This is a genomic window from Marinitoga sp. 38H-ov (assembly GCF_011057715.1).
Classification (GTDB): domain Bacteria; phylum Thermotogota; class Thermotogae; order Petrotogales; family Petrotogaceae; genus Marinitoga.
On record NZ_LNGH01000015.1, the window covers coordinates 1 to 14,441 of the forward strand.

Below are 14,441 nucleotides of genomic sequence, written 5' to 3' on the forward strand. Positions count from 1 at the left end.
AAAACATACAGGAGAAGAAGGAGAAACGAGATATAGTCTTAAAATAACAAACAAAGAAACATTACAATACTTCAAAAAAACAGTGGTGGATATAATAAAAGAAACGAAGATAGAACTAGAAAGTATAATACAAGATATAATAATAGGGAAATACAAAGAATTTGGAATAAAATTCAAAAAAATAGTAAAAGAAACATTGAGTTATTATGATGTAAGCGGAGAAGAACCAGAAAGATTTTATCATGGATTAATACTAGGAATGATAGTAGGACTAAGTAAAAAATACATAGTAAAAAGCAATAGAGAAACAGGATATGGAAGAGCAGATGTAATATTAATACCAAAAGAAAAAACAGAACCGGGAATAATATTTGAATTCAAAAAGTATAGTATAGACTTTGATAAAGATTTAAAAGACAGTGCAGAAAAAGGGATAAAACAAATAGAAGAAAAAGGATATGAAGAAGAAATAAAAAGTTATGGTATAGAGAAAATAATAAAAGTTGCAATTGCTTTTGATAAGAAAGATGTTGAAGTGTTAATTAAATAATAATTATAAAAGTTAATAGATAAGGGTTAAGGTGTAAGGGAAGATGGTGAAAATCCATCACGGCCCCGCCACCGTAACTGGGGACGAAACCAACAAAATGCCACTGGGAAACTGGGAAGGCGTTGGGAGTAGAGCGATCCAGAAGTCGGGAGACCTACCTTAATTCTATCTTAATCCCATTCGCGCGGGCGATATGGGATGAAAATTAATTTAAAGGAGGAGATTTATGATAGTTTTAGTCACAGGAGGAGCGAGAAGTGGGAAAAGCACATTTGCACAGGAATATATAAAAAAAATAGGAAATAAAATAGTATATATAGCAACAGCAATACCATTTGATGATGGTATGAAATATAGAATAAAAAAACATATAAATTCTAGATCAAAAGAATGGAAAACTATTGAAATGTATAAATCATTTGAGAAATTAGAATCTAATATAGATTTTTTAAACAGCGATTCAATTTTATTTGAATGTATGACACTGATGGTATCCAATCTATTATTAGAAGAAAATATAGAAAATGCAGATTATGAAACAATAGAAAATATAGAGAAAAAAATATTTTTTGAAGTAGAGAAAATTATAGCAATAATGAAAAAATACAATAAAAATTTTATTATAGTTACAAATGAAGTTGGTATGGGAATAGTACCATCATATAAACTTGGTAATATTTTTAGAGATATTGCCGGAAGAGTAAATCAATATTTAGCTAAAGAGGCTGATGAGGTGTATATAACCATATCAGGAATACCCTTAAAATTGAAGGGATGATAATATGAAAGGCATAATATTAATGTTTAATTTTTTTACCAGAATACCAATATATACTGAGTACAATGAAAAAGATTTTTCTAAAGGTATGTATTTTTTACCTTTAATTGGATTAATTATAGGTTTTTTTATGTATATATGTTCGTATATTCCTGTTAATAAACCAATATATGTATTATTAAGTTGGATATTTTATATATGGATTACAGGAGGTCTTCACTTAGATGGTGTGGCGGATACCTTTGATGGAGTATTTAGCAATAGAAATAAGGAAGAAATATTAAGAATAATGAAAGATAGTAGAATAGGAACGTTTGGAGTAATAGGTTTAATAATGCTAATATTAACAAATTTAATTTTTAGTTATTACATAAATTATATATATATTTTAATTATGCCAATTATCGGAAGAAGTTCAGCATTATTAGCAGCATCTATATCAACATATGCAAGAAATAACGGAATGGGTTATATATTTATAACACATTCAAATATAAAAAAATTTATTATTTCTTTTTTAATAGTATCACCTATATTAATGTTTTTTAATCCATATATATTATTACCAATAATATTATCATATATATTTGTTATATTCATAACTAAAAAAATAATAAAAAAAATAGATGGTATGACAGGGGATACAATAGGATTAGTAATTGAGTTATCACAAACATTTTATTTAATAAGTATATATATATTGAGAGGTATATTATGAAGTTAATATTAATAAGACATGTTGAAACAGAAGCGAATATAAGAGGAATATTTAGTGGTTGGAGTAATTATAATATTACAGAAAATGGATTAAAACAAATTAATGTATTAAAAAAAATATTTAAAAACAAATATGCTGATTATATAATTTCTAGTCCATTGTACAGAGCATATTACACAGCTTTAGAAATATCAAAGGTATTAAATAATAAAATTATTATTGATGAAAGAATGAAAGAAATAAATTTCGGTATTTTTGATGGAAAAACAATAGAAGAAATAAAAGAAAAATATTATAATGAATATATGTTATGGATGGAAGATTATAGGAAATACTGTTTTCCAAAAGGAGAATGTTATACATCATTCTTTAAAAGAATAGATGAATTTTTATCAAAGTTAGATAAAAATAAAAGATATATTATAGTTACACATGGAGGAGTAATTAATTATATTATGGAAAAATATTCATATATAAAATTTGATAGATATACGGAGGTGGAAATATAATCAAAGTAAGAGATTTAACAATAGTAGATTTAGGAAATAAAGAACTAATAATATCATGTGATTCATCTGGTGCTATTGGCAATAAAGAGATGGATGTGGTAAAAGTTTCACCAGATATTGTTGGTTATTATGGAGCACATGTAGCATTGTGTGAAAATATAGCATATGGAGCAACGCCTATAACAATTGTAAATACATTATCAGTTGAAATGAATAATACAGGGAAAGAGATTATAAAAGGAATAAGAAGAGCAATTGATTTAATAAATATAGATGTAATAATTACAGGAAGTACAGAAGAGAATTTTCCAACAATACAAACAGGAATAGGTATTACAGTTATAGGTATTAAAGAAAAAAATATTAACTTTAAAACAGAAAAAGATGACATTGCAGTATTAATAGGTTTGCCTAAATTAGGAGAAGAGGTATTAAAGAGCAAAGAAATTCTTAGATTGGATATATTAAAAACTTTAAGAAATAGTAATTATTTACATGAAATAGTGCCTGTGGGTTCAAAAGGAATTTTTCATGAGATTAATGAAATATCCAAGATATGGAATTTAGAATTTAATTTATTTAATAATAATATTGATCTATATAAAAGTGCTGGACCAGCAACATGTGCAATAATAACTTTAAAGGAAGAAAATTTAAAAAATATAAATATAGATATTCCAATAAACATTTTAGGAAAATTTAATTAAATACCTCCGGATTAAAGGTGCAAGGGAAGATGGTGAAAATCCATCACGGCCCCGCCACCGTAACTGGGGACGAAACCAACAAAATGCCACTGGGAAACTGGGAAGGCGTTGGGAGTAGAATGATCCAGAAGTCGGGAGACCTACCTTTAGTCCTAAGGTATTCCCATTCGCGAGGGCGATATGGGAGAAATTTTTATATATATTAGGAGGTGTAGTATGAAGATTCATGAATTTGTTGGCAAATCCTTTCTAAAGGACTATGGTATTAAAGTCCCTGAATCATATTTGATTAGGGAAGATTATGAAATTAAGTTTTTACCAGCTGTATTAAAATCTCAGGTATTAGTTGGTGGAAGAATGAAGGCTGGAGGAGTATTATTTGCACATGACGAAGATGATTTTAGGAAAAAGGTAAAGGAATTATTGAAAAAGGAGATTAAAGGAGAAAAGCCATATGGAGTATTAGTAGAAAAAATGATACCTATACAAAAAGAATATTATATTTCTTTAATATTAGACAGAGAAGAAAAGAATATTAGTATATTGTATTCTGAAAAAGGTGGAATTGATATAGAAGATAATAAGGATAGTATTATTAAAACAAATTTTGATGAATTTCATGACAAGATTCCACAAAAAATATCAAAAATATTACCTAATCTAAGGAAATTATTTAGGGAAAAAGATTTAACGTTATTAGAAATAAACCCTTTAGTTGAAGATGTTGATGGTAATTTATATGCACTTGATATAGTAATACATTTAGATGATAATGCTATATTTAGACAAGAATGGGCAAAAGAATTTATTGAAGATGAGTATCCATTTCACTTTGTTAAATTAGATGGAGATATCGGGATAATTGGATGTGGTGCAGGTATAGTTATGGCAACTATGGATGCTGTAAAATTATCTGGAGGGAATCCAGCAGATTTTCTTGATTTAGGTGGTGGTGCTGAAAAAGGAATAACTATACAAGCATTAGAATTATTAAAAAGTTATGGAATAAAAAAAATAATATTAAATATTTTTGGTGGAATAACAAAATGTGATGAAATTTCTTTGGCTTTAGTAGAATTTAAAACTAATAACCCAGATATAGAATTGTATATAAGATTAACAGGTACAAATGAAGATATAGCAAAAAAAATATTAAAAGAGAATAATATGAATTATTATGAAGATATGTATAGTATGATAACTGATGCAGTCAAGGTGGTGAGTTTAAATGATTAATGGAAATGAAAGAGTTTGTGTTCAAGGTATAACAGGAAAATACGGGAAATTACATACTGAAAAGATGTTAAAATATGGAACTAATATAGTATGCGGTGTTTCAAAGAATAAAAGTGTAAAGTATATAAATGGAGTTGAAGTGTTAGATAATATGTACGATGCTGTTAAAAAGCATAATGTAGATACTTCAATTGTTTTTGTTCCTGCTCCATATGCAAAAGAAGCGGTTTTTGAAGCGATAAATGCAGGAGTAAAAAAAATTATTATTATAACAGAGCATATACCTCAACAAGATATGTTAGATATATATAATATATCTAAGGATAATGATGTAATAATAATAGGGCCAAATTGTCCAGGTGTAATTTTGCCTGGTATATCAAAAATTGGTATAATGCCAGAAAGAGCATTTAAACCAGGAGATATAGCTGTTATTTCAAGAAGCGGTACATTAATGTATGAAATTTCTAATTATTTATCATTATATTCTAGTGGAATAAAAGTTGGAATTGGTTTAGGTGGAGATCCAATTATAGGTACTTCTATAGAAGATGCATTTGATTATATTATGAAAGAAAATATAAAAAAGGTTGTTGTTATTGGTGAAGTAGGAGGAAATGATGAAATAAAAGGTATTGAAAAGGCTTTAGAAAAAGGATATAATGGAGATATAAAAGTGTTTTTTGCTGGTAGAACAGCACCAAAAGGTAAAAGAATGGGACATGCTGGAGCAATTATTGAAGGATATGAAGGAAGTATAGAATATAAAGAAAAGAAATTAAAAGAAATAGGTGTAAATGTAATAAGCCAAATTCCAGAATTAGGAGGTTAATATGAATAATTCATATTTGCTATTATTTTTATCAATATTTTTTGGAATATTAATTGGAAAGATAAAAATTAAAAACTTTAAATTAGGTAGTTCTGGATCATTATTTAGTGGATTAATATTAGGCTGGTATTCTACCAGCCTATATTCAAGTAATATGGAAATAATGAATAAATTAAATAGTGATTTTAAACAATTTTTCTTGTTTTCCTTAATTTTATTTATATCCTCAGTTGGATTAATAGCATCAAAGGATTTGGATAAAATTATAAAAAAGTATGGATTAAAGTTTTTAATTATGGCATTTTTTATCACATTTGTAGGGTTTATATCTACATATATATTTTCTAAGTTTGGTAATAAATATGAATTTGTTGGATTATATTCTGGAGCATTAACAAGTTCGCCTGGTTTAGCAACGGCTTTAGAAACAGCACCTAATTTTGAAAAAGAAATAATTTCGGGTTATACATTTGGATATATTCCCGGAGTTTTAGCAGTTATACTTTCTATGTATATTTTTCCGTATATATTTAAAGTTAATATTGAAGATGAAAAAAGCAAATTAAAAGAAATTATGCAAATTGAAAAGGATAAGGAAGAAGGATTTGACTTTTTGGCCTATTCATTGATAATAATTATAGGGATATTAATAGGAAATATTAATTTTGATTTTAATTATATATCCTTTAAATTAGGAATTACTGGTGGAGTGTTATTGTCTTCGTTATTTTTAGGAAGATTAGGCAAGATTTGGATATTTGATTTTAGAATGAATAAAAAAATATTAAAAACAATTCAAGAATTAGGGTTATTAATGTTTTTATCTTCTGTAGGTTTAAAATCTGGGGATATTAATTTAAATGCACAAACTGCTAGTCTAATGTTTTACTCTTTTATTATAGCTATAATATCAATAGTATTAGGAGTAATAATAGGTAAATATATATTGAAAATCAATTGGATAATATTATCTGGTGCTATATGCGGGGGAATGACAAGTACGCCAGGTCTTGGAGCTGCAATAGATGCAAATGATTCAGAGGAAGTTGCAATAGGTTATGGAGCTACCTACCCATTCGCATTACTTGGAATGGTGATATTTAATAAGATATTGATATTAATTATATAAAAAAGACTCCCGAGAAAATCTCGGGAGTTTATTATTCAATATCTTTTGTAATAATTAAAGGTATTTTATCTTCATATATATATACTTCAACAACTTTAATATCTAATTTTGGAATACTAATGGTTAAACTTGGATAAGAAAATTCTTGGGTTACATATTTTGAATTTTGTTTTGATGAAATCTCAATAATTAACTTATCATTTTCTCTTTTTATGGAGTTAACTTTTACTTCATATCCTCCAGATTTTTTCTCTCCTAAACAAATAGATATCCAAAAATTATTCTCTTTTTCCATTATCTGTAAATTTGGTTCAAATGACTTAAAATTATATTTAACTATTTCGTATTTTACTGCTTCATATTTTATTGGTTCATTAGTATGTTCTGTGCTTATGAAAAATGAAAAAGAGGATATTATTGCTAAAAATAGAATTAATAAAATGCTTTTAAAATCCATAAATATTCACCTAGAAAACATTCCAAGGCAATTCATTTACTGGATCATCATCAACTATATTTCCATCATATAATGAATGAGAAATATTTATAGTTTCTCCATTTAAAGTTACAGTACCAGTAACGGCATAATCTAAGTAATCATCTGGTATTTTGGATATTTTAACATTATCTATCCATGCAGTATCTTGACCATCAGAAACAGCACCATCTTTTACATAAGCTATTTTAATTTCATGTGTACCTTCAGATAAACTAATTTCCTTTGTAGTCCAATCGATTTCACCAGATGCTTTAAATACAGTTTCTCCGTCAACATATACGAATAAGAAATCCCAATCTTTTTCACTAGATACCTTATAATCAAATACTAATTTATAACCATATGTTGCTGAATCAAGAGTAACAGTTGTTGAGATATAACTTTCTTGATCATCATCAATATCAGGGAATGAAATAATCTTATTTCCATTATCATCAATTATTGTAGCAGCATTTGTTCCTGTATTCCATTTTAAAATACCTGATTCGAAATTATCTTCAAATACTGGTTCTGGTAAAACAGGCATATTATCGCTTTCAACTTTAATATAGAATGTAGGAGTACCTATGTCTGATTTTGAAACAGTTGTAGCTTCATTAAATGATTTACTTAATAATTCTTCGTTTGTATCAGCATCTAAAATTTTTAATGTATAATTTCCTGTTGCTGTAGGTGGAGTTAAACTTAATTCAAATGTAGAATCAAAAGTTACAGATATTACTTGCACATCATCTAATTCTGACATATCTTTTATTTCAACGTTTTCTAAAGTTTTGGATAATTGTTCTTGAGCTCTTAAAACTATAGAATCTAATAAATCTGGACCTCCAACAATAATATCATATGTATCAGGGTCTATTTGATAGAAAGCACAATTACCATATGAATCAGTTCTTGCATAGTAATTTGGTCCTGTTTCTCTATATAATGTTACATATACACCAGCTAAAGGATTTCCGTATGAATCTTTAACAGAAACAATAGCCATAGCTCCTTTTTCTTCTGGTAATGGCAATGATAATGCTTTTTTTGGATCTATAACACCGTATCCTGAGTTAGTGTCATATCCTGGTTTATCCACATCTTTAGCAGACATTTCAATTAATTTTCTAATTTGATATGCTGTTGCATTAGGATGTTTTTCCCATAATAATGCTGCTAAAGCTGAAACATATGGTGATGCCATAGAAGTACCGTTCCAGTATGCAAATGGGCCATACAATGGAGAAACATCGCTGCTATCAACAGGTATAGTTGATAATATTTGAACACCAGGTGCTAATACAGATACGCTATCTCCTCTTGTTGAAAATTCTGCAACATTATCATTTACATCACTAGCACCTACACCTAATATACCAGGTAAAGAATTTGGACTTCCCCAACTTTCTTCTATATGAGTATTACCAGTTGAAACAACAACTAAAACATTATTAGCAAGAGCATAATCGAAACCAGCTTTTAATGTGTCTGAAAATCCAGGACCACCCCAACTGTTTTGTAATATCTTAGCTCCATTATCAACAGCCCACGCTGCATTATATGCCACATATATATCTCCAACAAAATTAGGAGCAAATACTGGAGCAACCATAATTTTTGCATTTGGTGCTAATCCAGCTATACCGTAATTATCATCTTTTTTAGCAGCAATAATACCAGAAACATGTGTTCCATGATCTCCATATGGTACAGATGTATTTGCTGGAATAAGAGTATTATTATAGAAATCAACACCAGTAACGTATTGTCCATTTAAATCTGGATGACTTGAATCTGATCCTCCATCCATAACAGCAACAACAACACCTGTACCTGTAGCGGTTTCCCAAACTTTTTTAGCATCAAATTTCTTTAAAGCCCATTGAAATTCATATAATGGATTTTTTGGATCTTCAGGAGAAGCAACAGATTTTACTAATTCTTCTTTAAAGGTTTCTTTTTTTACAGGTTCAATTAGTTTTCTTTTGTAATTAGGTTCGATGAATTTTATACCTTCAAATGATTTGTTTAAAAGTTTTCTTAGAGCTTCTTCTACTGAATAATTAAATCTTAAATTTGCAATCTTAAGTTTTTCTATATTAACAACAATATCAGCTTTTAAATAATTTGCTAATTTATTTAGTGATTCAATATCATTGTATCCAACGTTTAATTGATTTTCAAAATAATCATATTTATTTAATGTATTAAGCTTTTTTTCTATTAAATTATTTTTTTCAACTTTTATTGCATTATTTATATTATTATTAACATCAAAATTTGTACAGCTAATTAATAACAAGCTTAAAGAAAGTAGAATAAAAAGAATTTTTTTCATCATATCCCCTCCTTACTTTGTTTCGGTTGTGAAATCTGCATGTAGATCTGGTTCCATACCTGAACTTAATCTATCAATAAACCAAGCTTTATCTCTATACCTGAAATCTGCCGCAATAGATAATGCTCTACTATCATTATCTAAAGTTTCAGCATAAGCAATGTTAATACCCCAGTTATATGATTTACCTGCTTCTAATTTGTCATATGGATATAATTCTTTTGTTAATGAATAAGGATTGAATAAATACCATTTTTTACCATAATCTGGATCTGCAGTATTTCCTGTAAATTTAATAGATACGCTATTTGAATTTTCAACAGAAATTATATCTCCATAAGCGTTTGTGCTTTCAACATTTTCAACAGGAATCATTAATCCGTTGTCTGCTTGGTTCCAGTCATATACAAAAATTCCATAATTATATGTAACTGTTCCTTCGCCGCTTAAAGTTTTATCAGGTTTCCATTTAAATTCAACATTTCTTGAAACACCAGTTGAATCATCTGTAGGATTTTCTAAAATAATATTGAAAGTATCTAATGGAATAACAGAACCTAAAACTGTTTTTTCTGTTTCAACATTATCATATACTGAAGATACTGCATACCAAACTTCCTTACCTACTTCTAATTCTGCTGAATAATCGCTGAATAAAGGCTTTAAGTAGCTATTTGGGTAACCTAAAAGTTGATATAATGCACTTAAATACATTCTTTCTTTAACATAAGAACTTGTAACATAACCTATTTTTTCATAATTAATACCATCAAATGATCTATATACATTATATCCATCAGGTTTTTCAGTTTCAGTTGTATCAGGTAATTCAGGAGGAGTTACTAAAGCAGCATTTAATTTATCGATAGAATCAAAATCAATCCAGTATAAGTCGATTATTAAATTACTATCTTTAGGAGCTGCATATAAACCTCTATCGATGTTATTTTCGCTATAATATGAAACTCCTCTTCTTCTTGTAAATGAAATGATATTAGGCAATCCTAGATTTTCAACATTTGCTGGAACAACATTATATGGTGTGCTAGGTAATGTTGATAATGTTCTTTCAATATTTACATAATCTAATCTATATACTATATTTTCATTATGATCATATGCTAAAGTATGAAGTATATTTAAACCATTTTGAACACTATCAATATTAATTGTAAATATACTTTTTGTGGATTCAACAGTTAAACCTCTTTCAACTCTGTTAAAATCAAATTTTGGTGTATATGTTATATAATGATGATTATCATTTTCATTAACAATAACTTCTGCAGTGAAATCATCTGATATCTTATCATTAGATGATATTGGAGTTCCATCTAATGTATAAAAATTAACAACTAAATCATTTAATTCTTGATTTAAATCAGTATTAATAACAGCTGTTCTATTAAATGCTGTTAATGGTTTTCCGAATAACAATTCTGGTTTAACATTCTCTATTTTAGTAATAGCATTTCCTTCTTTTGTTATCTTAATATCAATAACTTCTGGCATATTAGGATAATTAAAGTCTACATATCCATTTTCATCTGACATTAATTCTCCTATTATTTCATTGTTGTTAAAGAATTCAACCTTAGCATTTTCTACAACTCCACCAGAGAAATATTGTAAAATATTTAATTCTAAACCTTTTGTCCAGAACTCAAATACATCACTTTCAATTGATTTGCTGTCATCTTTAGCAACAACTTTCCAATAATATCTTTTGTTATATTCGGTATTAACGTCATATGATGTTTTTGTTGTATCTGTTAATACCTTTTCCAATGAATCTTTGTTTTCCCCGAAATAAAGATCAAATTTTAAACCTTTATTCTCAGGATCAATAGCCTTCCATTTTAAAGTAACAGTTCCACTTAAATGCTTTTGACCATTCATTGGATAGAACTCATCTTCAACAACTGATGGCTCTTTGTTCAACATTACACAGGAATTTAGAAAAATAGCGGTTACAAATAAAATCAAAGTAAAAAATACCAGTTTCTTCATCCAACTACCCCCTTTGTAAAGATATGTAAATTTAACGTAATATTATACAACTAAAATAAATCAAAATCAAGTTACAAAAAGATGAATCTAAAAAAATTATAAATGTTTTAATTATATATATTTAATTATAATTTCAGAAAAAATTCAATAGTATTATGTAATAATGAATTATTTAACAATCAGAAAAGTATAATTAATATTGAAACTCGTTATATGTAAAATTATATAACAACATGTAATAAAATTCAAGTTAATAATAGGTAAAAAAATAGAGCGTTAAACGCTCTATTCGAATAATTGTAATATATCATCTTTAGATAAATTTTTTAAAAATGATTTTTCTGTATATATAGCTAAATTATATAAATCTCTTTTAGTATTTTTTAAATTTAAAATTTTTTCTTCAATAGAATTTTTTGTAATAAACTTATACACAAAAACAGGTTTTGTTTGACCAATTCTATATACTCTATCTGTAGCTTGATTTTCAACTGCAGGATTCCACCATGGATCATAATGTATTACATAATCAGCTCCAGTAATATTTAATCCAGTACCACCAGCCTTTAAACTAATGAGAAGAATTTTAATATCATTATTCTTATTAAATTCATTAACAATATCTATTCTATTTTTTGTTTGTCCAATAATTTTGTTATATTTTATTTTTTCTCGATTTAACCATTCTTCTATAATATTTATCATCTTTACAAATTGTGAAAATACAACAATCTTATGATCTTCCTCTAATATTTCTAAAATGAATTTTTTAAATTCATTGAACTTAGATGATTCTATATTAATACCTAATAATTTAGGATGATTTACTACTTGTCGTAATCTTAGTAATCCTTCTAAAACACTAAAGTTTGTTATACCTTGTGATGCTGCTATTTTTTGCTTATACTCATTTAATAGTTGATGATATATTTTTAACTGATGTTGGTTCATTTCATTAAAAATATATTCTTCTGTTTTAGGAGGTAACTCTTTTAATACATTTTCCTTTTTTCTTCTTAGAATAAAAGGATTTATTTTTTTCTGTAATTTTTTAATACTTTCTTTATTTGAATAACTATATTTTCTTAAAAACTCCTTTCTATTTCCTAGAAATCCAGGCATTAAAAAATTAAAAATATTGTATAAATCATCTAAGGAATTTTCTAAAGGAGTACCAGTTAATGCTAATTTGTGAGGTGCTTTTAATTTTTTAATAGTTGAATATAATTTAGTTTCATGATTTTTAATATATTGAGCTTCGTCGAGAATAATATAGTATATATCTTTAAAATCATCAATAGAATTTCTAATAGTTCCATATGTTGTTAAAATAACATCAACATCATTTGGAATATCTTTTTGATTATTATGATATATATAATATTTTAAATTAGAAGTGAATTTTTCAATTTCATATGCCCAATTATATACTACAGATCTAGGTGTAATAATTAAAAACTTTCTATTTTTTTCTTTTAACGATAATATTAATGATATTGTTTGTACTGTTTTACCAAGTCCCATATCATCAGCTAAAATGCCATTAAAATTAAATTCATGTAGATACCTTAGAAAATAATATCCTTGAATCTGATAATCCCTCATAGGAATTTTTAATTCTGGAATTTCATATTCTTTTATTTTCTCAAAATTTTTAATATTTTCAATAAACGCCCTTGTTTTTTCATCTAATGATTCAATTTCTAAATTTGGATTATTCAAAAAGGAATATATATTATAACTTTCAATTTCTATTTTATCTTTTTTTATTTTCAAATCTTCTAGTTTTTCCAATATTTTTTCTGGTATTTTAATTATAGTATCATCATTTAAAATAATATAATTATCTTTTCTATTTCTTAATATATTAATATCTAACTTTTTATTATCCTTTAAAAGGATATCACCCTCTACATCAAACCAATTGCTTTTTAAATTTAATTTCATTTGAATGCTTTCAATTTCTTGTCTTTTTATATTTTTATTCATTTTAATTATTATATTTTTATCAATTTTTTTATCAATAAACTCAAAGAATGATTCAATATCTAAAGTCGCCTTACCTTTTTCATCTAATTCAATTCCAACCTTTTTTAAAGAATTTAATAATCTTTGTTCTTCTTCAACATTTTTATATTTATAATCACTATATATATCTATCTCTGTTCCGTATAAGAATTTTCCTTTTAAATAGAATTGATTGTCTATAAAATTTATGTATAGATTTAATTTTGGAATAAATATATCTTTTTTTATTCCAAACTTTTCATCAATTTCAATATCAAAACCATATCTTTCGTATTTTATAATATTATTTTTTATATAATCTTCAAGCTCTTCTTTGTTTTTATATTTGAATTCCATTTGTATATTGTTATAATACGGGAATTTAATCGATGTTTTTGAATTAATAAAAGATAATGAATTTCCATCATAATAAGCATAATCATCTTTAGTGGAAACTATATTATTACTATTTAATTTAGGTAATAATTCTATTTTACCTATATTATTATCTCCGGTTATATATAATTTGAAATTAATATCATCATTCCAAATTATTTCCTTTTTTCTATTGAATAATATTTTTTTGCTATTTATTTTTTTAAGCTCTTTAAAACTAGATAAATATAGCAATGGTTTTATAGCTATAATCAATCTTTTTATAGCGTTTTCGTCTTCTGGAATCTTAGTCTTTAAAAAAGTTAATATTTCATCATAATCAATATCCTTTCTTAAAATAATTCTATTGCCTATCTTTTTAGCCAATTTTACTTCTGTATAATTTTTTCCGGGATAAATTAAATAATATGTATCTCCATAATCTTTAATACCTAAATATTCATCAAAACTTATATTTCCTTTGTTTTTTATATATCTCTCAACTTCTAAAACTAAAGCAGAAGTGTGTTTGCAAATTTCTTTATCTTCTTTGCAAGGGCAAGAATGTCTTATTTCAAGAGTATCAGAATTAATAGTCAAATGAGGTCTATAATAATTTCCGTTTTCTTTTACAATAGCAGTAAAAATAATATTATTATTAATATTAAAGGTAGAAAAATCTTCGATCTTTTCAAAATTACTTATTTGTATTTGTTGTTTTATTTCATCAATCTTTTTTAAAATACCTAAGAAATTTAATATCATAATACA

At 26.3% G+C, this 14,441-nt stretch carries 12 protein-coding genes and 2 riboswitches; of the genes, 8 read left to right on the forward strand and 4 right to left on the reverse strand.

Features of this window, described 5'->3' with window-relative positions; translation table 11 throughout:
* The 8 genes from AS160_RS04955 to AS160_RS04990 all read left to right on the forward strand — a co-directional run.
* Positions 1-550 (forward strand): PD-(D/E)XK nuclease domain-containing protein (locus AS160_RS04955; RefSeq protein ID WP_206528104.1); only part of this gene is annotated, 550 nt, incomplete at its 5' end.
* 12 nt (positions 551-562) lie between these two features.
* A riboswitch (cobalamin riboswitch) is annotated at positions 563-727 on the forward strand.
* Between the two features lie 49 nt (positions 728-776).
* Positions 777-1,328, forward strand: a complete 552-nt coding sequence (cobU, locus tag AS160_RS04960) for a bifunctional adenosylcobinamide kinase/adenosylcobinamide-phosphate guanylyltransferase (RefSeq protein WP_165145786.1) — start codon at positions 777-779, stop codon at positions 1,326-1,328.
* Between the two features lie 4 nt (positions 1,329-1,332).
* The gene (gene cobS / locus AS160_RS04965; RefSeq protein WP_165145789.1) at positions 1,333-2,046 is read left to right on the forward strand and encodes an adenosylcobinamide-GDP ribazoletransferase; all 714 of its coding nucleotides are present in this window, start codon (positions 1,333-1,335) and stop codon (positions 2,044-2,046) included.
* Entirely contained in the window at positions 2,043-2,555 is a 513-nt protein-coding gene (locus tag AS160_RS04970) for a histidine phosphatase family protein (protein ID WP_165145792.1), read from the forward strand. The genes cobS and AS160_RS04970 overlap by 4 nt, the downstream gene beginning before the upstream one ends.
* A gap of 20 nt (positions 2,556-2,575) precedes the next feature.
* Entirely contained in the window at positions 2,576-3,262 is a 687-nt protein-coding gene (locus tag AS160_RS04975) for an AIR synthase related protein (RefSeq protein ID WP_346774423.1), read from the forward strand.
* Positions 3,261-3,425, forward strand: a riboswitch (cobalamin riboswitch). Its footprint overlaps the gene before it by 2 nt.
* A gap of 53 nt (positions 3,426-3,478) precedes the next feature.
* On the forward strand, positions 3,479-4,498 hold the full coding sequence (locus AS160_RS04980) for an ATP-grasp domain-containing protein (RefSeq protein WP_165145795.1): 1,020 nt from the start codon (positions 3,479-3,481) through the stop codon (positions 4,496-4,498).
* The gene (locus AS160_RS04985) at positions 4,491-5,330 is read left to right on the forward strand and encodes a CoA-binding protein (RefSeq protein WP_165145798.1); all 840 of its coding nucleotides are present in this window, start codon (positions 4,491-4,493) and stop codon (positions 5,328-5,330) included. The genes AS160_RS04980 and AS160_RS04985 overlap by 8 nt, the downstream gene beginning before the upstream one ends.
* A 1-nt stretch (position 5,331) precedes the next feature.
* Positions 5,332-6,459 (forward strand): hypothetical protein, encoded by a 1,128-nt coding sequence (locus AS160_RS04990; RefSeq protein WP_165145801.1) that lies wholly within the window; start codon positions 5,332-5,334, stop codon positions 6,457-6,459.
* 31 nt (positions 6,460-6,490) lie between these two features.
* Here AS160_RS04990 and AS160_RS04995 read toward each other — a convergent pair whose 3' ends face one another.
* From AS160_RS04995 to AS160_RS05010, 4 genes are all read right to left on the reverse strand, one after another.
* Positions 6,491-6,916, reverse strand: coding sequence for a protease complex subunit PrcB family protein (locus AS160_RS04995; RefSeq protein WP_165145804.1), 426 nt, complete (start codon positions 6,914-6,916; stop codon positions 6,491-6,493).
* A gap of 10 nt (positions 6,917-6,926) precedes the next feature.
* Positions 6,927-9,278: a S8 family serine peptidase gene (locus tag AS160_RS05000; protein ID WP_165145807.1), complete on the reverse strand. Its 2,352-nt coding sequence runs from the start codon at positions 9,276-9,278 to the stop codon at positions 6,927-6,929.
* Positions 9,279-9,290: 12 nt separating this feature from the next.
* Positions 9,291-11,288 carry a hypothetical protein gene (locus AS160_RS05005; protein WP_165145810.1) on the reverse strand — a complete coding sequence of 666 codons (1,998 nt, stop codon included), beginning with the start codon at positions 11,286-11,288 and terminating at the stop codon, positions 9,291-9,293.
* 285 nt (positions 11,289-11,573) lie between these two features.
* Positions 11,574-14,435 (reverse strand): DEAD/DEAH box helicase, encoded by a 2,862-nt coding sequence (locus AS160_RS05010; RefSeq protein WP_165145813.1) that lies wholly within the window; start codon positions 14,433-14,435, stop codon positions 11,574-11,576.
* Between the last annotated feature and the right edge of the window lie 6 nt (positions 14,436-14,441).

Coding starts and splice junctions, on each gene's coding strand:
- cobU (WP_165145786.1), top strand. CDS start 777: ATGATAGTTTTAGTCACAGGAGGAGCGAGAAGTGGGAAAAGCACATTT.
- cobS (WP_165145789.1), top strand. CDS start 1,333: ATGAAAGGCATAATATTAATGTTTAATTTTTTTACCAGAATACCAATA.
- AS160_RS04970 (WP_165145792.1), top strand. CDS start 2,043: ATGAAGTTAATATTAATAAGACATGTTGAAACAGAAGCGAATATAAGA.
- AS160_RS04980 (WP_165145795.1), top strand. CDS start 3,479: ATGAAGATTCATGAATTTGTTGGCAAATCCTTTCTAAAGGACTATGGT.
- AS160_RS04985 (WP_165145798.1), top strand. CDS start 4,491: ATGATTAATGGAAATGAAAGAGTTTGTGTTCAAGGTATAACAGGAAAA.
- AS160_RS04990 (WP_165145801.1), top strand. CDS start 5,332: ATGAATAATTCATATTTGCTATTATTTTTATCAATATTTTTTGGAATA.
- AS160_RS04995 (WP_165145804.1), bottom strand. CDS start 6,916: ATGGATTTTAAAAGCATTTTATTAATTCTATTTTTAGCAATAATATCC.
- AS160_RS05000 (WP_165145807.1), bottom strand. CDS start 9,278: ATGAAAAAAATTCTTTTTATTCTACTTTCTTTAAGCTTGTTATTAATT.
- AS160_RS05005 (WP_165145810.1), bottom strand. CDS start 11,288: ATGAAGAAACTGGTATTTTTTACTTTGATTTTATTTGTAACCGCTATT.
- AS160_RS05010 (WP_165145813.1), bottom strand. CDS start 14,435: ATGATATTAAATTTCTTAGGTATTTTAAAAAAGATTGATGAAATAAAA.